Source organism: Rhizobium phaseoli (assembly GCF_003985125.1).
GTDB lineage: Bacteria > Pseudomonadota > Alphaproteobacteria > Rhizobiales > Rhizobiaceae > Rhizobium > Rhizobium phaseoli.
In genome coordinates, this window is record NZ_ML133579.1 from 120125 (window position 1) to 137615 (window position 17491).

Below are 17491 nucleotides of genomic sequence, written 5' to 3' on the forward strand. Positions count from 1 at the left end.
TTGGACCCGGTGATATCGATCCGGCCGCTGCTTGCCGTTGCCGTCGCAGGTCTGGCGACCCTTGCGATTCTCCTTCTGAACAACCGCGAGAAACTCCGCGATGTCGTCTCGCCGTTGGCCGCGATCGCCATGTTCGCGATTGTCGCCTCGATGGCGCCCACCGTGCTGGCGGGCGGGACGATCGATTTACGCCTGTTCGAGATCCTGCCGGGAATTGACTTCGCTTTCCGGGTCGATGCGCTCGGCATGGTGTTTGCCACCGTCTCGTCGCTGCTGTGGATCGTGGCTGCGATCTATTCCATCGGCTACATGCGGCACTTGAACGAGCACGCGCAGACCCGGTTCTTCGCCTGCTTCGCCAGCAGTCTGGCGGCCGCCGCCGGGGGTGCCTTCGCCGCCAATCTCTTTACGCTGGTGATCTTCTACGAGATGCTCAGTCTCGTTACCTATCCCCTCGTCTACCACCACGAGGACGAGCAAGGATGGACGGGCAGCCGCAAATACCTCGTCTATCTGATGGGCGCGTCGAAAAGCGTGCTGCTCGCCGCGCTGGCGCTGACCTACCACATTGCGGGGTCGCTCAACTTTGTACCGGGCGGGCTGCTGGCGAGGGCCGATGCCTCCGCGCTGCTGCTGACGGTCGTCTATTTCTGCTATCTCTTCGGCTTCGCCAAGGCCGCGGTGATGCCGATGCACGCCTGGCTGCCTGCCGCGATGGTGGCCCCGACACCAGTCAGCGCGCTCCTGCATGCGGTGGCCGTGGTCAAGATGGGCGTGTTCTGCGTGCTGCGAGTGATCTTCCATGTCTTCGGTGTCGAGCTGGTGGGGAAGCTGGGCCTCGGTATCGCCACGGCCTATCTGGTTTCGTTCACGATCCTCATGGCGTCGGTCTACGCCCTCACGCGGGACGACCTGAAGGCGAGGCTCGCCTATTCGACCGTCAGCCAACTCTCCTACATCATGCTGGGCGCGGTTCTGTTGTCGCCGGTCGCGATGGTCGGCGGAATCATGCACATCGCGGCGCATGCCTTCTCCAAAATCACGCTTTTTTTCTGCGCCGGTTCGATCTATTGCGCATCTGGCAAGCGCAACATCAGCGATATGGCTGGGATCGGCCGCAGGCTTCCCTGGACGATGGGGGCGTTTTTCGTGGGTTCGCTCAGCATGATCGGGGTACCACCGACCGCGGGCTTCGTCAGCAAGTGGTATCTGGCACGGGGTTCGGTGGAGGCGGGGGAAATCCCGTTCCTGATCGTGCTCCTCATAAGTTCGGTCCTGAACGCCGCCTATTTTCTGCCAATCAGCTATCTCGCCTTTTTCGGGACTGAGGCACAGGAGAGCCCCGCGACGGTTCGGGAAATTCCGATGGTCACGATCCCGCTGGTCGCGACCGCCATCCTGTCGGTGCTGATGGGTGTCTTCCCCGGCTATTTTCTCACCTTGGCGGACGGAGTGGTCAGATGATCAAGCGCGTGGTCGATCTCTTTGGTGCCGAAGAATATGCGCATCAGCGACGCCGTCTGTTCTATCTCGTGCTCGTTCTTATCGTCATCGCCGACTTTCTGGTTCCCCGCGAACACACCGAATACCTGTGGGACCGCCTGCCGGGCTGGTCGGCCGTCTACGGCTTCGGCTCCTGCGTGCTGCTGATCTTCGTTTCCAAGTTTCTCGGCCATCGGGCTGGGTTGATGCGGCGCGAGGACTACTATGACTGACTTCATCCATCCGGCCCTGCTCTTCATTCTCGGCGCTCTGCCGATCCCATTCCTCGCAGGATCGATCCGCAAGGCTTATCTGCTGCTGATCCCGGCGCTGGCGATCCTCGCCGTGGTTATGATGCAGCCGGGCAACTACGGCGCGGCGTCGTTCCTCGGGCAGCAAATCCAGGTCGCGAAGGTCGACAAGCTGAGCAGCGTCTTCGCCACGGTTTTTACCATCATGGCTCTGATTGGAACGGTCTACGCGCTGCACTTGCCCCGCCCCGGCCAGCACGTCGCTGCGTTCGTCTACGTCGGCAGCGCGCTCGGCGTGGTCTTCGCCGGCGACTACCTGACGCTCTACCTGTTCTGGGAAGGCATGGCGTTTGCCTCTGCCTATCTGGTCTTCGCACAGGGCGGCCGGCAAGCGATCAGCGCCGGGTTCCGATATCTCCTAGTCCATATCACCGGCGGCGTTGTCCTGCTTGGTGGCATCATGTTCTACGGGCTTTCAACAGGCTCGCTGCTCTTCGGTCCGATAGAGGGGGGGATGGGCGCCGGCGCCTACCTGATCCTTGCCGGGTTCCTTCTGAACGCCGCCGTGCCGCCGCTCAACGCCTGGCTGACTGACGCTTACCCTGAGGCAACCGTCACCGGGGCGGTATTCATGAGCGCCTTCACCACCAAGACCGCCGTTTATGTGCTGGCGCGGGCGTTTCCGGGAACCGAGCTTCTCGTTTGGCTCGGCACTGCGATGGCGCTTTATGGCGTCATCTATGCAGTACTGGAGAACGACTGCCGGCGCCTGTTGGCCTATCACATCGTCAGCCAGGTGGGGTATATGGTGGCGGGCATCGGTATCGGGACCGAGATGGCCGTCAACGGCGCCACCAGCCATGCCTTCGCGCATATCCTCTACAAGGCGCTTCTGTTCATGGGTGCCGGGGCGGTGATCTACGTCACCGGCTGTCGCAAGCTCACCGAGCTCGGCGGGCTCTACAAGACCATGCCGCTGACTGTGGCGCTCTACATGGTCGGCGCCTTCGCGATCTCGGCATTTCCCTTCTTCTCGGGCTTCGTCACCAAATCGATGGTGATCGCCGCTGCCGGACAGGATCATCGGGCCTTGGTGGTACTGGTGCTGACAATGGCATCGTCGGGGACCTTCCTGCACACGGGGCTGAAGTTGCCGTATTACATGTTTTTCGGCACCGACCGGAAACTGGAGGCGCGGGAGCCGCCGCGCAACATGCTGGTCGCGATGGGAATGGCGGCGGTGCTTTGCATTGCGATCGGAGTGTTTCCGCAGCCGCTTTATGCGCTTCTGCCCTATCCGGTCGACTTCGAACCTTACACTGGCTTCCATGTCACGGAGAGCCTCGCCGTGCTGATGTTCACTGCCTTCGGGTTCGTGCTGTTCCTGCGGGCGCTCGACCCGGAGAACACCATCAGCATCGACACCGACTGGTTCTATCGCAAGGGCGCGCGGGTCTTAATGTGGTTCGCCGAACGGCCGCTGGCGCGCTACGAGAAGGCGGTGAGCGAGGTGACCGAAACCGCGGCGCTGCCCCTGCTGTATGGGGCGGCACGGGCGGGACTGCGGATCGATCTCACCGGGGTGGACGCTGTCGTGAACGGCGTTGCCCGCTCGATCCTGCGCGGCGGCGGGCGGCTCCGGCGATTGCAGACCGGCGTCGTGACCCATTACGTGCTGGCGATGATCGTCGGTGTGATCGCGGCCACCGCCATCTTCGCCGTGGCGTGGCGGTAGGGGGTCCCATGGGGTTACCGCTGCTCAGCCTCATCGTATTCACACCCGCCGCCGGGGCGGCGGTTCTGATGTTTTTGCGCAGCGACGCTGCGGTGCGGTGGATGGCGCTGGGTGTCACCGTCCTCGACCTCGCTCTCTGCATCGCCATGCTAGCCGGTTTTGACACCACGACCCACGCGATGCAGTTCACCGAGACACGCCCGTGGGTTCCTGCGCTCGGGATCACCTATGCGCTCGGCATCGACGGAATCAGTGCGCTCTTCGTTTTCTTGACCGCGCTGCTGGGCTCGACCTGCGTGCTCGCCTCGTGGGTCGCGATCGACCGCAAGGTGAAGGAATTCATGGTCAGTCTGCTGGCCATGGAGGCGCTGATGCTGGGGGTGTTCTGCGCACTCGACCTGTTCTTGTTTTACGTCTTCTGGGAGGCGATGCTGATCCCGATGTATCTGATCATCGGCATCTGGGGCGGCGGCGGCCGGGTCTATGCGGCTTTCAAGTTCTTCCTCTACACGCTGGCAGGCAGCGTCCTGTTCCTGGTCGGCGTCATCGTGCTCTATTTCAACGGCGGCGAGACCTTCGACATTCTCGCTCTGACAGCACAGGATTTGCCGTTCCGGGTCCAGTCGTGGCTGTTCTTCGCTTTCCTGGTCGCCTTCGCGGTCAAAGTGCCGATGGTGCCGGTCCACACCTGGCTGCCGGACGCCCATGTGCAGGCGCCGACAGCGGGCAGCATCATCCTCGCCGGAGTGCTGCTGAAGATGGGCGCCTACGGCTTCCTGCGATTCTCGCTGCCGATGCTGCCGGATGCGTCAGTGTATTATTCAACCCTGATGCTTTCGCTTTCGGCCCTTGCGATCGTCTATGGCGGGTTGCTGGCGCTGGCGCAGGACGACCTCAAGAAGCTGGTGGCCTATTCCAGCATCAGCCACATGGGCTTCGTGACGATGGGGATTTTCGCGCTGAACCTCCGCGGGCTCGAGGGTGGTATCCTGCAAATGTTCAATCATGGCGTGACGACGGGCGCGTTGTTCCTGTTCGTCGGCCTGATCTACGAACGGACCCACACCCGCAGCATCGCCGATTATGGCGGGCTGATGAAGGCAGCACCCGTCTACACCACGTTTCTCGCCTTGTTCATCCTGTCGTCGATGGCGCTCCCGGGAACGAATTCGTTCGTCGGCGAGTTGCTCGTGCTGTCCGGCGGGTTTGCGGCCAACCTGGCCGTCGGCGCGGCCGCCGTTTTGGGCGCATTGCTGGGCGCGGCCTATCTGCTTGGTATGTATGGGAAGGTGGTGCTTGGTCCGGCGAGCGTCAGCGTCCGGTTCAAGATACGAGATGTAAACGCCCGCGAGATCGCTGCGATCTTGCCGCTGGCCGTCTTCGTGCTCTGGGTCGGGCTCTATCCAAAACCCTTTCTCAACATCATCGATGCCTCGGCGAAACATCTGCTGGCGCAGGTGCACGGTGAGGAGAGCGGCCAATGACCGCCGATGCGCTTCTCCAGTCGGTCCTTGCGAGCCTGCCCGAGATCGCGGTGGTCACGGGGGCCTGCATCCTGCTGATCCTGGGACAGTTTGTGCAAAAGAGACAGGACCATTTCCTTGTCTCGGCTTCCGTTGCCATCGTGCTGATTGCCGCCTTGGCGACACTCATGCTGGCGGGCGAGGTGCGGCCGGCCTACACGGGCATGTTCGTCGCCGACCGCTTCGCGGTCTTCTTTAAGTTCGTATTCTATTTAGCCACCGTTCTGACATTCCTCCTCTCGCAAAAATATGCGGATATCGAAGGGATCGGTAGCAGCGAATACTATGTCCTGCTGCTCTTCGCGCTTTCGGGAATGATGATCATGGCGTCAGCCACCGATCTCATGTCGATCTATGTGGGCCTCGAACTGGTGGTGCTCTGTACCTATGTGCTGACCGGCTTCCTGCGGCGAGAGCGGCGGTCGAACGAAGCGGCGCTGAAATATGTGATCCTCGGCGCGGTCTCGACCGGGATTTTCCTTTACGGCGTTTCGCTGGTTTACGGGCTGACCGGCACCACGCAACTGGACGCGATGGCTGCAGCGGTGAGCGGCGATCCGCTCGATCCCGGATTGCTGCTGGCGGTAGTCTTCATTGTCGCGGGGCTGGTCTTCAAGGTCGGCGCGGTGCCGTTCCATATGTGGGTTCCGGATGTCTACGAAGGCGCGCCGACGACGATCACCGCCTTCATGTCGGTCGGCCCCAAGGCGGCGGGGTTCGCGGTCATCCTGCGGGTGTTCCTCAACCCTCTGGTCGCAGCCTCGGACGTCTGGATCATCGTCGCGGTCATTGCGGTGGTGACGATGGCGCTCGGTAGTTTCGTGGCGCTTGTGCAGGACAATTTCAAGCGACTGCTGGCCTATTCCAGCATCGCTCATGCCGGGTTCGCCATTTTCGGCGTGGTGGCCGGCGGTGCGGACGGGATCGCCAGCGTGATGCTTTATCTGCTGATCTACTCGTTGATGAATCTCGGCATTTTTGGCATCGTCACCATGATGCGGAACGGCGATTTCTCGGGCGAAGTTATCGAAGATTACGCAGGTTTCGCCAAGTCGCATCCGGGGCTCGCGCTTTTGATGCTGCTCTATCTGTTCTCGCTCGCCGGCATTCCGCCAACGGCCGGGTTCTTCGCCAAGTTCTACGTTCTGGTTGCGCTCGTCGAGCGAGGTTTCGTCATGCTCGCGATGATCGCAGTGCTGTTGAGCGCTGTTGCCGCCTACTTTTACATCCGCATCGTCATGGTGATCTACATGCGCGAGCCGGAAAGGACGTTCGATCCGGCGCTGACACCCTTGGTGCGCGCCACGCTCGCCTTCACCGCCGCCGGCACCATCGGCATCGGCCTATTTCCGTCGTGGTTTCTGAGGCTTGCCCAACATTCTGTGTTCGGCGGCTGATCAATTGAATTTGCAATGCTCCGCTCGACGGAATAAACTTGCCCTTCAGGAAAGGATTGCCCAAGTCGCTTCCCGGGGCGACCGCATTACTGGTCCCAAACGGGGTCTGTCGCGGCGCAAGTGAAGCCATCGCTGGGTGACCGGTGCAGTGCGATGACTGCAATGGAATTCTTGCCGGTTCTGGTAATGGTCGCCGGAGTTGTTCTGGTGGCGGGAGCGACGCTTTTTGTCTCCTCGCTCCTGCGTCCGTCCAATCCCTATCCCGAAAAGAACATGCCGTATGAATGCGGCATGGACGCCGCGGGTGAGGCCTCCGCGGGGCGCTTCAGAGTGCCGTTCTTTATCCTTGCGATCCTGCTGGTCGTCTTCGATGTCGAGACGATGTTCCTCTTTCCCTGGGCCGTCGTCCTGAAAGACATCGGGCTGGTCGGCTATGTCGAGATGTTCGTCTTCATATTGCTGCTTCTTGTAGGCTTCGCCTACGCCTGGCTGAAGGGAGCGCTGGAATGGGAGGAGTAAACAACGCGATCCGCGACAGCGTGCTGTTCACCACGGCCGACAGTATCATCAATTGGAGCCGAAGCTCGGCGCTGTGGCCTGAGACCTTCGGCATTGCCTGCTGCGCCATCGAGATGATCTCGGCCGGTTGCGCCCGCTATGATCTCGACCGCTTCGGGGTGGTGTTCCGCCCCTCGCCGCGACAGTCGGACGTCATGATCATCGCCGGCACAGTGACCCGGAAATTCGCGCCTGTCGTGCGGCGGCTTTATGACCAAATGCCGGAACCGCGCTGGGTGATCGCCATGGGCACCTGCGCCATCTCGGGTGGCGTCTACAACACCTACGCCGTGGTGCAGGGGTCGGAAACCTTCGTGCCCGTCGATGTGCATGTGCCCGGCTGTCCGCCGCGGCCCGAGGCGCTGATGCACGGCTTCCTCCTGCTTCAAGAAAAGATCAAGAGGTCCCGGGCGCTCGCCGGCACGCCTCTGGATCGGGTTATAGCGTCATGAGTGTGGAGCCGTCCCTCAATCGCGCTCCGATCATGGAGCGCTTCGGAGAAACAATCGAGGATCTCGGCACTGCGCACGGTGTCGACGCCTTTGCCGTTCCGCCCGAGAGGATCGTCGAGTTCTGCCGATTTCTGAAAGAGCATCCGGCGCTGCAATTCAATTTCCTCTCGGACGTATGCGGGGTCGATCATTATCCCGAAACGCCGCGGTTCGAGGCGGTCTACCATCTCTATTCGCTGCCCAACAGGTGGCGGGTCCGCATCAAGTGCCGCCTTGGCGATCCTCCTGAAGTGCCCTCGGTCACGGGAGTCTGGCGCACCGCCAACTGGCATGAACGTGAGGCCTGGGACATGTATGGCATCCGGTTCGCGGGACATCCCGATCTGCGCCGGATCTATATGTGGGAAGGCTTCGAGGGTTTTCCCCAGCGCAAGGATTTCCCCCTCAGGGGCTATAGGGACAAGTTGAACCCCTTCGGTGCCGAAGGTCCGCCGCCAACGCAGCCCGACCTTGCCACCAGGGACATTCCGCAAGGGAGGCCGTCTACGCCGGAACGTTGAGATGACAGAAGTCACCGAGCTCAGCAGGCCTGAAGGCGAAGCCCTCAATACCAGGGAAGTGCTTCTCAACCTCGGTCCGCAGCACCCCAGCACCCATGGGGTTCTTCGGCTCGTCCTCGAACTGGACGGCGAGTTCGTCGAGCGCGTCGATCCGCATATCGGCTACCTCCATCGCGGCACCGAAAAACTGGCGGAGAGCTTCACCTATACCCAGATTTTCCCGCTGACGGACCGGCTCGACTATCTCTGCCCACCCTCGAACAACCTCGCCTTCGCGCTGGCGGTGGAGAAACTCCTCGGCATAGAAGCACCGATCCGGGCGCAATATATCCGCGTGATGATGGCCGAGTTGGCACGGATTTCCGGTCACCTCCTGATCACGGGCGCCTTGCCGATGGATCTCGGCGCCATGACCGCGCTGCTTTACGTCATGCGCGAACGTGAAATGATCATGGACCTCCTGGAAATGATCACTGGTGCACGCATGCACACCTCGTTCTGCCGGGTCGGCGGCGTGCGCGAGGATCTGCCTGACGGATTCTTCCCCAAGATCCGGGAGTTTTGCGACATCTTCCCGAACCGAATCCGCGACTATGAGCGACTGCTCGAAGATAACCGGGTGTTTCTCAATCGCACGAAGGGGATCGGCGTGATCTCCGCCGAGGATGCTGTCGATCTCGGCCTCAGCGGTCCGAACCTGCGTGCTTCCGGTGTCGACTGGGACATCCGGCGCGATGAGCCCTACGAGATCTACGACCGGCTCGATTTCAACGTCATCACCCGCAACGAGGGCGATTGCTATGCACGCTGGCGATGCCGCGTCGACGAGATGCGCGAAAGCATGGGGATCATCGAACAATGCATCGACCAGATGCCTGAGGGGCCGTTCCAGATCGACATGCCGACAATCGCCTTCCCGCTGGACAAGGATCGAGTGCACTGCTCGATGGAGGCGCTGATCCAGCATTTCGACCTGTCGGCCTACGGCTTCAAGGTGCCGAAGGGCGAGGTCTATTCGGCGATCGAGGCGCCAAAGGGTGAGCTTGGCTTTTACATCATCAGTGACGGGTCGCCAAAACCGTTCCGCATGAAGGTGCGGGCACCCTCGTTCGTCAATCTTCAGGCCCTCTTCGGGGTCACCAACGCCCGCTATCTGGCGGACATGATCGCCGTGCTCGGCAGCCTCGACCCCGTGATGGCGGAGGTCGACAAGTAGCAGAGGATTTGGACGGGATGACCATGCGCGAAAAGATCGAAGAGGCGGCGGCGCGGTATCCCGACCAGCGCTCGGCGATCATGCCCGCGCTTCGGATCGCGCAGGAAGAACGTGGCCATCTGCCTGGGCCAGTGTTGGAAGAGGTCGCCGACATTCTCGGAGTCGAGCGGATCTGGGTCTACGAGCTGGCGACCTTCTATACGCTCTTCCATACCGAGCCGGTGGGCATGTTCCACCTGCAGCTTTGCGACAACGTCTCCTGCATGCTGTGCAGATCCGAGGACCTGCTGAGGCATCTGGAGGAGGTCCTCGGGATCAAGAAGGGCGAAACCACTCCAGACCGGCTGTTCACGCTTTCGACCGTCGAATGCCTCGGCGCCTGCGAGATGGCTCCCGTGATGCAGGTCGGCGACGACTATCACGGCGGCCTCGATATCGCGCGAATCGACGCGCTTCTCGACAGGTTGCGAACGGAGGCGCCGCAAGCGACCGGTGCCGATCTCGCCTCAGCAGCACCGCCGGGAGAATAGCCTCATGTTCGAATCGATCCTCCTCAAGAACGTCGATGTTCGGGATGGCCATCTGCTCTCCACCTTCGAGGCCGGCGGAGGCTACCAGGCTCTGGCCAAGGTGCTGCGCGAAAACACGCCTGACGAGGTTATCGACCTCGTCAAACGGTCCAACCTGCGCGGTCGTGGCGGTGCCGGATTCCCGACGGGCATGAAATGGGGTTTCGTGCCGAAGCGGACCGGCAAGCCGACATATCTGTGCTGCAACGCCGATGAGGGCGAGCCGGGTACGTTCAAGGACCGGATCATCATGGAGCGTGACCCGCATCAACTGATCGAGGGGTTGGCGGTCAGTGCATACGCGATTGGGGCCGAAACCGCCTATGTCTACATTCGCGGAGAATATGTGACAGCGATCCGTCGTCTGGAGCAGGCGATCGCCGAGGCCCACGCAATAGGTTATCTCGGAAAGCGCATTCTGGGCTCGGATTTCAATTTCGCCGTACACATCCACTGCGGCGCCGGCGCCTATATCTGCGGCGAAGAGACTGCGATGCTCGAGTCGCTCGAGGGCAAACGGGCGCAGCCGCGATTGAAGCCGCCATTTCCGGCCGTGGCCGGGCTCTACGCAAGCCCGACAGTGATCAACAATGTCGAGACGCTCGCTTGCGTACCACATATCGTTATGCGGGGGGCGGACTGGTTTCGAGGCATCGGCCCGGACAAGAGCCCCGGCCCGAAGCTCTACTGCCTCAGTGGACAGGTGCGCAAACCCGGCCTCTATGAGTTGCCGATGGGCATTCCGCTGCGCGATCTAGTCGAGAACCACGCCGGCGGCGTGCTGCCGGGACGCAGAATCAAGGCGGTGATCCCGGGCGGGGTGTCAGCGCCTGTTATACCGGAGCACGGGCTGGAGGTCGGGATGGATTTCGACTCGCTGGCTGCCGCCGGCTCGATGCTCGGTTCGGCTGGCGTTATCGTGATCGACGACTCGACCTGCATGGTCAAGGTCGCGACCCGGATCGTCGAATTCTTCCATCATGAGTCCTGCGGCAAATGCACGCCATGCAGGGAAGGATTGAACTGGGTCGTGAAGGTCCTGCGCCGGATCGAGGCCGGGGATGGCGCACCTGGCGATCTGGAGCAGCTGGACATGCTTTGCAAGGGCATTTTCGGCAACACGTTTTGTGCTTTGGGCGACGGGGCGGCGATGGGGTTGCGGGCGGCACTCGCGCATTTTCGCGCTGAGTTCGTTGCCCATATCCAGGACCACAGGTGCCCCTTTCACTGAAAGCCTGCACTGCGACAGGACTGCGAGGAAGTATGGTCAGCATTACGATCGATGGACAAACGCTGGACGTTGAGGCTGGCTCGACAGTGCTGCAGGCCGCCCGGCGTTTGGGCATCGATATCCCAACCTTCTGCTATCTGAAGCGTCTGCCGCCGCTGGCCTCCTGCCGCATGTGCCTGGTGGAGATCGAGGGGCAGCGGCGGCTGCAGCCGTCCTGCGCCACCGCGGTCACCGACGGTATGGTGGTGCGGGCGAACACGCCCCTGATCGAGGAAACGCGCTCTTCCATGCTCGACATGCTGCTCGCCAACCACCCGCTCGACTGCCCGATCTGCGACAAGGGCGGCGAATGCGAGCTTCAGAACATGGTGATGGCCTACGGGCCCCGCGAGAGCCGATTCCGCGATGACAAGCGTGTGTTCCACTCCGAGGACATCCGTCTGAGCCCGGTCATCATCATGAACGTCAACCGCTGCATCCAGTGCCAACGCTGTGTCCGGATGTGCGAGGAGGTCGTTGGCGCGGTCGCCCTGGGCACCGTCGAAAAAGGCATGGATACCGCCGTCACCGGCTTCGAGGGCAGTCTCGCGGGTTGTGACCAGTGCGGCAATTGCGTCGAGGTCTGCCCGGTCGGCGCGCTGATGAGCTTCCCCTATCGCTACAAGGCGCGGCCCTGGGATCTCACCGAGACCGACACGGTCTGCCCGCACTGTGGCACCGGTTGCCAGCTGACGGTGGGCACACGTAAGGGCGAGTTCATGCGGGTGCGCTCGAAATGGGACGAAGGGGTCAACCGCGAAACGCTCTGCGTTCGGGGACGCTTCGGCCTCGATTTCGTTGCGAGCCGGGACCGGATCAAGCGACCGATGATCCGTCATGATGGCGCCCTGGTTCCGGTTTCCTGGGATGAGGTTGGGGACTATCTGCGCCGGCGGCTGTCGGCCGTCGAGGGCAAGGCTGCCGCCGGGCTGGCCTCGCCTCGCCTTCCCAACGAGATACTCTATCAGTTTCAGAAGCTGATGCGGACGGCATTCCGCACCAACAGCATTGATTGCTCGTCACGCTGGTCCACGCCCTTCGATACGCTCGGCCCGCTGATGGCAGCCTTCAACAGCCGCGCACCGCTGGACGAGGTGATCGGCAACGACTGCGTGCTCGTCGTCGGCGGCAACGTCACCGAGGAGAACCCGGTCACCGAATACCTGCTGCGGGATAGCGTGCGGCGGCGGCAGACCGGATTGCTCATGCTCTCGGCGCGGCCATCCCGTCTGGACGCCGATGCCAGGGTGGTGGTTCGCGTGCCGCCGGGCGGAGAAGCAACGAGCCTTGCGGCGGTGGAGGCCGGTCTCGTAGCGGCCGTTGGTGAGGCCTTGCCGGGCAACGTCCTCGCGGGCATCGGCGCGACAATCGGCAAGCCGTCGGCGGAAACCGGCATTGACGGGCCGGATCGGCTGGCCGCGGCGCTCAAGGAAGGCCGCAGCGTCACCGTGCTTGTCAGCGTCGACCTCCTCAGATCACCCGAAGCGCGCGCGACGCTGCAGCAGATCAATAACCTGCTGCACGTTCTCCAGCTGCTCGGCAAGGGCTTGGCGATGCAGTTCCTTTTCGACCGTGCCAACCAGATGGGCGCCTGGGACATGGGAGTACTGCCGACGGCGCTGCCGGGGCTGCGGGCGGTCGCCGACGACGTGGTGCGCACAGCGCTTGCGCGGAACTGGGGCGCCGAAATCCCGTCCGAACCCGGCGCGGATATCGACGCCATTCTGGAGCGCTGCGTCGGCGGGAGGATGGGCGCTCTCTACATCGTCGCAACCGACCCCCTGATTGCTTATCCCGACCGCGATTTCGTGGCGCGGGCGCTTGGCGCCGCCGATCTCCTCATCGTGCAGGACGCCTTCCTCACGGATACGGCGGGTCTTGCCGAGGTCGTCCTGCCCGCGGCAGGTTATGGCGAGGAAACCGGCACGTTCACCAACAACGAGGGCCGCGTCCAGAAGGTCCGCAAATTCCGCGAACCCGCCTTCGAGGCGCGGAGCAATCTGGCGATCTTCGACTTCGTCGCGGCGCTTCGCAACCAGGCACTGCGGCCATCGACACAAGGCGAAATTTTCGACGAGATTGCACGGCTGGTTCCGGCCTATCAGGGGTTGTCGCAGGACGGGCTGGGCGCCGACGGCGCATTCACCCGGGCGGTGCCGACGGCACCGGCGGCCAGGTTCTTCGCGCCGCCGCCCGTCCCGCCAGCAGCCGACCGGCTCATGCTGATCACCGGCGACTGCCTGTTCCACAACGGGTATCTTTCCGAACGGTCGGACATCCTGAACACGGTCGCTAATGATCCCTATGTCGCGATGAGCGCGCAGGATACCGCACAGCTTGGCCTTTCGGATGGCGATCAGGTCATTGTGCGTTCAGCCCAGGGCGAACTGACGGCGCAACTCAAGGTCGACGGGCGGTTCCCCAAGGGCCTCGTCTTCGTTCCGGAAAACTATAGAGCCTTGCGTCTCAACGGCTTGATGCGGCGAGGGGAATACCCATGCCCGGTGGAGGTCCAGAAGGTGCATGCCACGCTGGAGGTCGACCGCACCACCCGGATCTGGCGTGGGGTCTGAAGATTTGGGGTCGGGGCGCCGCGCTTCCCGCAAGCTGCCCTGCCCCAGCGTCCTCACATCAAGCTGGCGACGTCAGTGATACCGGGTCCCGCAGATGTAATCCTGCAGATCCTGCTCTGTGCGCTGTGCTTCGTCGAGCCTATGTTTAACCACGTCGCCGATACTGACCACGCCGACAACGTCGCCTCCATCCATGACCAGCACATGACGCGTACGCCGCTGGGTCATGATCCCCATCACGACCGGTAGCAAATCCCGCGTCGAACAGGTCGCCACATTGCGGTTCATGACATCCGCGACCCGCATCATCGCCGCCTCGGCCCCGTATTCCGCCACCGCATTGCAGCAATCCCGCTCCGATAGCGAACCCAGGTATTCGTCGTTCGATTGGCTGACGACGACGAAGCCGATATTGTTGTCGCGAAACAGCCTCAAGACTTCCACCATCGTCTGATCGGGAGCGACCGCGATGACACCGACCCCCTTGTTCTTCATAATTTCGCCGACAAGCATCTGAGCCTCCTGTCTGCGCGCTCCGGCTTCACGGACGGCGCGCGTTCACGTTCGCCGGATATTCCGCCACCAGTTGTAGCCCTGCATCTCTTTCGTCTCGACGAGCACGTCCTTCTTTGTATTCAGGCGTGCGGTAACCACGCCGCCGCCGGTTGCCGCCTTGCCCGGCTTGGCGAGCAGGTCGTCGCGCCCGATCACCAAGTCGGCTGAGGAAAAACTCGAAAATTCGTACTGCTGGCCAAGCGCGATTGCATCCGCTGGGCAGGCGTCCTCGCACAGCCCGCAGAACAGGCAGCGAGCCGTGTCGATCTCGAATTTGGCCGGGTGCCGGTTGCCCTTCTCGTCCTCGTAGGGGACGACTTCGATACAGTCGCAGGGACAGATCCGCGCGCAGAGTTCGCAGGCCACGCATTTGATCTCGCCCTCTTCGTCACGCTTCAGGAAGTGATGCCCGCGGTAGCGCGAATAGGGCAACCATTTTTCCCTGTCCGGGTACTGCATGGTCACGGGTCTGGCAAACATGTAGCCGAGGGTCAGAGTCAAGGCATTCGCCAGATCGGCGAAAAACGTCCAGCCGATCCATGTCCCAATTCTGTCTTGTGCGCGCGACATCGCCGCCTCGCTACGGAGCCGCTGCGGCTCCTAAAAGTACGCCAGTTATAATTATGTTCGCCATCGAAAGAGGAAGCAAGACTTTCCATCCGATTGCCATCAGTTGGTCGTAGCGATAGCGGGGGAAAGTGAAGCGGAACCATATAAACAAATAGACGAAGAATGCGACCTTGAGCAGAAACCAGAGGAGCGGTGGCATGGGGACCAATACGCCGTTCCAGCCGCCAAAGAACAGGATCACCAACAGGACCGACACCAGCAATACGATGACATATTCGCTAACCATGAAGAATGCGAAGCGGATACCGCTGTATTCGGTATGGAACCCGGCCCCCAGATCGCCTTCCGCTTCCGCCAGATCGAAGGGGATGCGCTGCGCTTCGGCCAGTCCGGCGACGAAGAACACGAAGAAGCCGACCGGTTGGTAGACGATGTTCCAGACATCGGTTTGGGCCCGCACGATGTCGAGCAGGCTCATGGATTGCGCCAGCATGACCACCCCGATCACCGCGAATCCCATCGGAATCTCGTAGCTGATCATCTGCGCGCAGGTCCTGAGGCTGCCGAGGACCGCGTATTTGCTGTTAGCGGCCCAGCCGCCGAAGATGACGCCGAAGACCTCGATCCCGATCACCGCGAAGACGAAAAGGAGCGCCACGTTCATGTTGGAGACGTAGAGCGTGATCTCGGTACCGCGGACCGAGATAGTTTCGCCGAAGGGGATCGCGACGAACACCACAAAGGGCGGAGCAAGCGCCAGGATCGGCGCCAGTTTGAACAGGAACCGGTCGGCCTCGGCCGGGATGTGATCCTCTTTGGTTAAGAGCTTGATTCCGTCCGCCACCGGCTGCAGGAGCCCATGCCATCCCACGCGCATCGGCCCCATCCGCTGCTGCATATGCCCAGCAATCTTGCGTTCCAGCCAAGTCAGCGGCAAGGGCAGCAGCAGCAAGATCGCAATCAGCAACGCGACCTTGAAGACAATCAGGCCAAAGGCGACGATAAGTTCCATGATCCGCGGCTACTTATTCATCGGGTTGAAACGCGCAACCGGACTTTGGCTCCGGCTATACACTGAGCACCTGTGCACGTTGTCGGTCTACATAGTATAACGGTGACGCAGCTCTTACAATGCCATTACATTTATGTCGTCGCTGACGATGATGTGTCCGCGTTCCAGACGACAGGTTCGATGCGTATGCCTCTGTATTGCGCTACTTCAGGACAATACGGTGGCTGTTTGCGAACCATCTGAAGCTGACCATTGCCGGCATCTATCTGGCCTTCCTGGAGACGATGAAGTCTTCGTGCCGGCGATTTGCTCAGACCTGCTTTGGAATCAAAAAAGCCCGCGTGATGCGGGCTATTTGTTTGGTTGCGGGTGACCTGCCACTGAATTTTCATCCGGCGGCGATTAGAGCCTCGGCGGTTTTGAATATGCTAAGTGGCGCGGTGTGAGCAACCGGCGGAAACGCGAAGCTTTCATCTCGCGCAGCGTTGGAGCCGGTTGCGGCAATGGTATCGGCATAGCTTGCCGGGGTCTGATATCCGAGCGACGAGTGCGGCCGGAAATTATTGTAATCGTCCGCCCATTCAGCAATGGCGCTTCGGGCATGGTCGAGGCCGAAGAAGAGGCTTTCGTTGAGCAACTCGTCGCGCATGCGCCCGTTGAAACTCTCGACATAGCCATTCTGCATCGGCTTCCCCGGCGCGATGTAGTGCCAGTCGACCTTATGATCTTTCGACCAGGCAAGGATGGCATTCGAGGTGAGTTCCGTGCCGTTGTCGGAGACAATCATCCCCGGTTTGCCGCGCCGTTCGACGAGGGTCGTCAGTTCGCGAGCGACACGACGACCGGAGATCGAGGTGTCCGGGATCGCCGCCAGGCATTCGCGCGTCACGTCATCGACGATGTTGAGCACGCGAAACCTCCTTCCGCAAGCGAACTGGTCGTGCACGAAGTCCAGCGACCAGCGGGCATTGGCCTTCGCTTCGACCAGGATCGGTGCACGCGTGCCGACGGCACGGCGTCTGGCTTTGCGCTTGCGGACAGAGAGACCCTCCTCGCGATAAAGGCGATAGATGCGATTGACCCCGGACGGTTCTCCCTCCCGCCGAAGCAGGACGAACAGCCGCCGGTAGCCGAAACGCCGCCGCTCATTGGCGAGGTGGCGCAGCTTCGCTCGCAACTCAGTTTCCGGCGGTCGGTTCGACTGATAGCGGATCGTCTTGCGGTCGGCGGATATGATCTGGCAGGCCCGCCGTTCCGAAAGACCCATGACGGTCCTCAGATGCGTGACGGCGTCACGCTTGGCGGCAGGCCCTACCATTTTTTTGCGAGAAGCTCGCGGAGTGCTGCTGCGTCCAACATCTGCTCGGCGAGCAGCTTCTTCAGCCTGGCGTTCTCGTCCTCAAGCGCCTTCAGCCGCTTCGCCTCGGACACCTCCATACCGCCGTATTTGGCTTTCCAGTTGTAAAACGTCGCTTCTGAAATTCCGTGCTTGCGGCAAAGGTCGGCCGCCTTCGCACCAGCCTCCTGCTCCTTCAGCACCGCAATTATCTGCTCTTCGGTAAATCTCTGCTTCTTCATTCGTCCGTCCTTTAATGGGCCGGACTCTAACCACTTCTGGAGGAAATTCGCAGGGGCAGGTCACGGGGGCAGGATTTGAACCTGCGGCCTTCAGGTTATGGTCCGCAGGACGACGAGCTACCATCGCCAGTGGAAGCGAAGCTTTCACGCCAGCGATAACTGCTATCTGTGTTTTCGGAGATATGGAGGA

General features: G+C 61.6%; 16 protein-coding genes. 12 read left to right on the forward strand and 4 right to left on the reverse strand.

The window, feature by feature from the left end:
- The 12 genes from EFD56_RS22415 (at position 1) to nuoG (ending at position 13586) form a co-directional block, all read left to right on the forward strand.
- Entirely contained in the window at positions 1-1464 is a 1464-nt protein-coding gene (locus EFD56_RS22415) for a monovalent cation/H+ antiporter subunit D family protein (RefSeq protein WP_126906312.1), read from the forward strand.
- A complete protein-coding gene (locus EFD56_RS22420) occupies positions 1461-1715 on the forward strand; it encodes a hypothetical protein (protein WP_064818888.1) in 255 nt (84 codons plus the stop codon). The genes EFD56_RS22415 and EFD56_RS22420 overlap by 4 nt, the downstream gene beginning before the upstream one ends.
- On the forward strand, positions 1708-3468 hold the full coding sequence (locus tag EFD56_RS22425) for a Na(+)/H(+) antiporter subunit D (RefSeq protein WP_126906313.1): 1761 nt from the start codon (positions 1708-1710) through the stop codon (positions 3466-3468). Before EFD56_RS22420 ends, EFD56_RS22425 begins: the two co-directional genes overlap by 8 nt.
- 8 nt (positions 3469-3476) lie before the next feature.
- Positions 3477-4952 carry an NADH-quinone oxidoreductase subunit M gene (locus tag EFD56_RS22430; protein WP_126906314.1) on the forward strand — a complete coding sequence of 492 codons (1476 nt, stop codon included), beginning with the start codon at positions 3477-3479 and terminating at the stop codon, positions 4950-4952.
- Entirely contained in the window at positions 4949-6388 is a 1440-nt protein-coding gene (locus EFD56_RS22435; RefSeq protein WP_126906315.1) for an NADH-quinone oxidoreductase subunit N, read from the forward strand. The genes EFD56_RS22430 and EFD56_RS22435 overlap by 4 nt, the downstream gene beginning before the upstream one ends.
- A 153-nt stretch (positions 6389-6541) precedes the next feature.
- A complete protein-coding gene (locus tag EFD56_RS22440) occupies positions 6542-6907 on the forward strand; it encodes an NADH-quinone oxidoreductase subunit A (RefSeq protein ID WP_126906316.1) in 366 nt (121 codons plus the stop codon).
- Positions 6895-7398, forward strand: a complete 504-nt coding sequence (locus EFD56_RS22445) for a NuoB/complex I 20 kDa subunit family protein (protein ID WP_126906317.1) — start codon at positions 6895-6897, stop codon at positions 7396-7398. Before EFD56_RS22440 ends, EFD56_RS22445 begins: the two co-directional genes overlap by 13 nt.
- Complete coding sequence (locus EFD56_RS22450; RefSeq protein WP_126906318.1) at positions 7395-7958, forward strand: NADH-quinone oxidoreductase subunit C; 564 nt, start codon at positions 7395-7397, stop codon at positions 7956-7958. Before EFD56_RS22445 ends, EFD56_RS22450 begins: the two co-directional genes overlap by 4 nt.
- 1 nt (position 7959) lies before the next feature.
- Entirely contained in the window at positions 7960-9174 is a 1215-nt protein-coding gene (gene nuoD, locus EFD56_RS22455) for an NADH dehydrogenase (quinone) subunit D (RefSeq protein WP_007819596.1), read from the forward strand.
- Between the two features lie 17 nt (positions 9175-9191).
- On the forward strand, positions 9192-9704 hold the full coding sequence (gene nuoE, locus EFD56_RS22460) for an NADH-quinone oxidoreductase subunit NuoE (protein ID WP_126906319.1): 513 nt from the start codon (positions 9192-9194) through the stop codon (positions 9702-9704).
- A 4-nt stretch (positions 9705-9708) separates the two neighbouring features.
- Positions 9709-10974 (forward strand): NADH-quinone oxidoreductase subunit NuoF, encoded by a 1266-nt coding sequence (nuoF, locus tag EFD56_RS22465; protein WP_126906320.1) that lies wholly within the window; start codon positions 9709-9711, stop codon positions 10972-10974.
- A gap of 32 nt (positions 10975-11006) precedes the next feature.
- Positions 11007-13586, forward strand: coding sequence for an NADH-quinone oxidoreductase subunit NuoG (gene nuoG / locus EFD56_RS22470; RefSeq protein WP_126906321.1), 2580 nt, complete (start codon positions 11007-11009; stop codon positions 13584-13586).
- A 72-nt stretch (positions 13587-13658) separates the two neighbouring features.
- Here nuoG and EFD56_RS22475 read toward each other — a convergent pair whose 3' ends face one another.
- The 4 genes from EFD56_RS22475 to EFD56_RS22490 form a co-directional block, all read right to left on the reverse strand.
- The gene (locus EFD56_RS22475) at positions 13659-14099 is read right to left on the reverse strand and encodes a CBS domain-containing protein (protein WP_004675803.1); all 441 of its coding nucleotides are present in this window, start codon (positions 14097-14099) and stop codon (positions 13659-13661) included.
- 45 nt (positions 14100-14144) lie between these two features.
- Entirely contained in the window at positions 14145-14711 is a 567-nt protein-coding gene (locus tag EFD56_RS22480; protein WP_016733978.1) for an NADH-quinone oxidoreductase subunit I, read from the reverse strand.
- Between the two features lie 10 nt (positions 14712-14721).
- A complete protein-coding gene (gene nuoH / locus EFD56_RS22485; protein ID WP_064818895.1) occupies positions 14722-15723 on the reverse strand; it encodes an NADH-quinone oxidoreductase subunit NuoH in 1002 nt (333 codons plus the stop codon).
- 388 nt (positions 15724-16111) lie between these two features.
- Positions 16112-17301, reverse strand: a protein-coding gene (locus EFD56_RS22490) for an IS3 family transposase (RefSeq protein ID WP_126906322.1) whose coding sequence is annotated in 2 segments (ribosomal slippage) — positions 16112-17049 and positions 17049-17301 — 1191 coding nt in all. Because the reading frame shifts where the segments join, the coding sequence is not laid out codon by codon here.
- Positions 17302-17491 lie beyond the last annotated feature (190 nt).

Excerpts from the sequence above, each read along its gene's own strand:
- EFD56_RS22450 (WP_126906318.1), top strand. The coding sequence starts at position 7,395 with ATGAGTGTGGAGCCGTCCCTCAATCGCGCTCCGATCATGGAGCGCTTC.
- EFD56_RS22425 (WP_126906313.1), top strand. The coding sequence starts at position 1,708 with ATGACTGACTTCATCCATCCGGCCCTGCTCTTCATTCTCGGCGCTCTG.
- EFD56_RS22440 (WP_126906316.1), top strand. The coding sequence starts at position 6,542 with ATGACTGCAATGGAATTCTTGCCGGTTCTGGTAATGGTCGCCGGAGTT.
- nuoH (WP_064818895.1), bottom strand. The coding sequence starts at position 15,723 with ATGGAACTTATCGTCGCCTTTGGCCTGATTGTCTTCAAGGTCGCGTTG.
- nuoG (WP_126906321.1), top strand. The coding sequence starts at position 11,007 with ATGGTCAGCATTACGATCGATGGACAAACGCTGGACGTTGAGGCTGGC.
- EFD56_RS22475 (WP_004675803.1), bottom strand. The coding sequence starts at position 14,099 with ATGCTTGTCGGCGAAATTATGAAGAACAAGGGGGTCGGTGTCATCGCG.
- EFD56_RS22420 (WP_064818888.1), top strand. The coding sequence starts at position 1,461 with ATGATCAAGCGCGTGGTCGATCTCTTTGGTGCCGAAGAATATGCGCAT.
- EFD56_RS22430 (WP_126906314.1), top strand. The coding sequence starts at position 3,477 with ATGGGGTTACCGCTGCTCAGCCTCATCGTATTCACACCCGCCGCCGGG.
- nuoD (WP_007819596.1), top strand. The coding sequence starts at position 7,960 with ATGACAGAAGTCACCGAGCTCAGCAGGCCTGAAGGCGAAGCCCTCAAT.
- EFD56_RS22435 (WP_126906315.1), top strand. The coding sequence starts at position 4,949 with ATGACCGCCGATGCGCTTCTCCAGTCGGTCCTTGCGAGCCTGCCCGAG.
- nuoF (WP_126906320.1), top strand. The coding sequence starts at position 9,709 with ATGTTCGAATCGATCCTCCTCAAGAACGTCGATGTTCGGGATGGCCAT.
- EFD56_RS22445 (WP_126906317.1), top strand. The coding sequence starts at position 6,895 with ATGGGAGGAGTAAACAACGCGATCCGCGACAGCGTGCTGTTCACCACG.
- EFD56_RS22480 (WP_016733978.1), bottom strand. The coding sequence starts at position 14,711 with ATGTCGCGCGCACAAGACAGAATTGGGACATGGATCGGCTGGACGTTT.
- nuoE (WP_126906319.1), top strand. The coding sequence starts at position 9,192 with ATGACCATGCGCGAAAAGATCGAAGAGGCGGCGGCGCGGTATCCCGAC.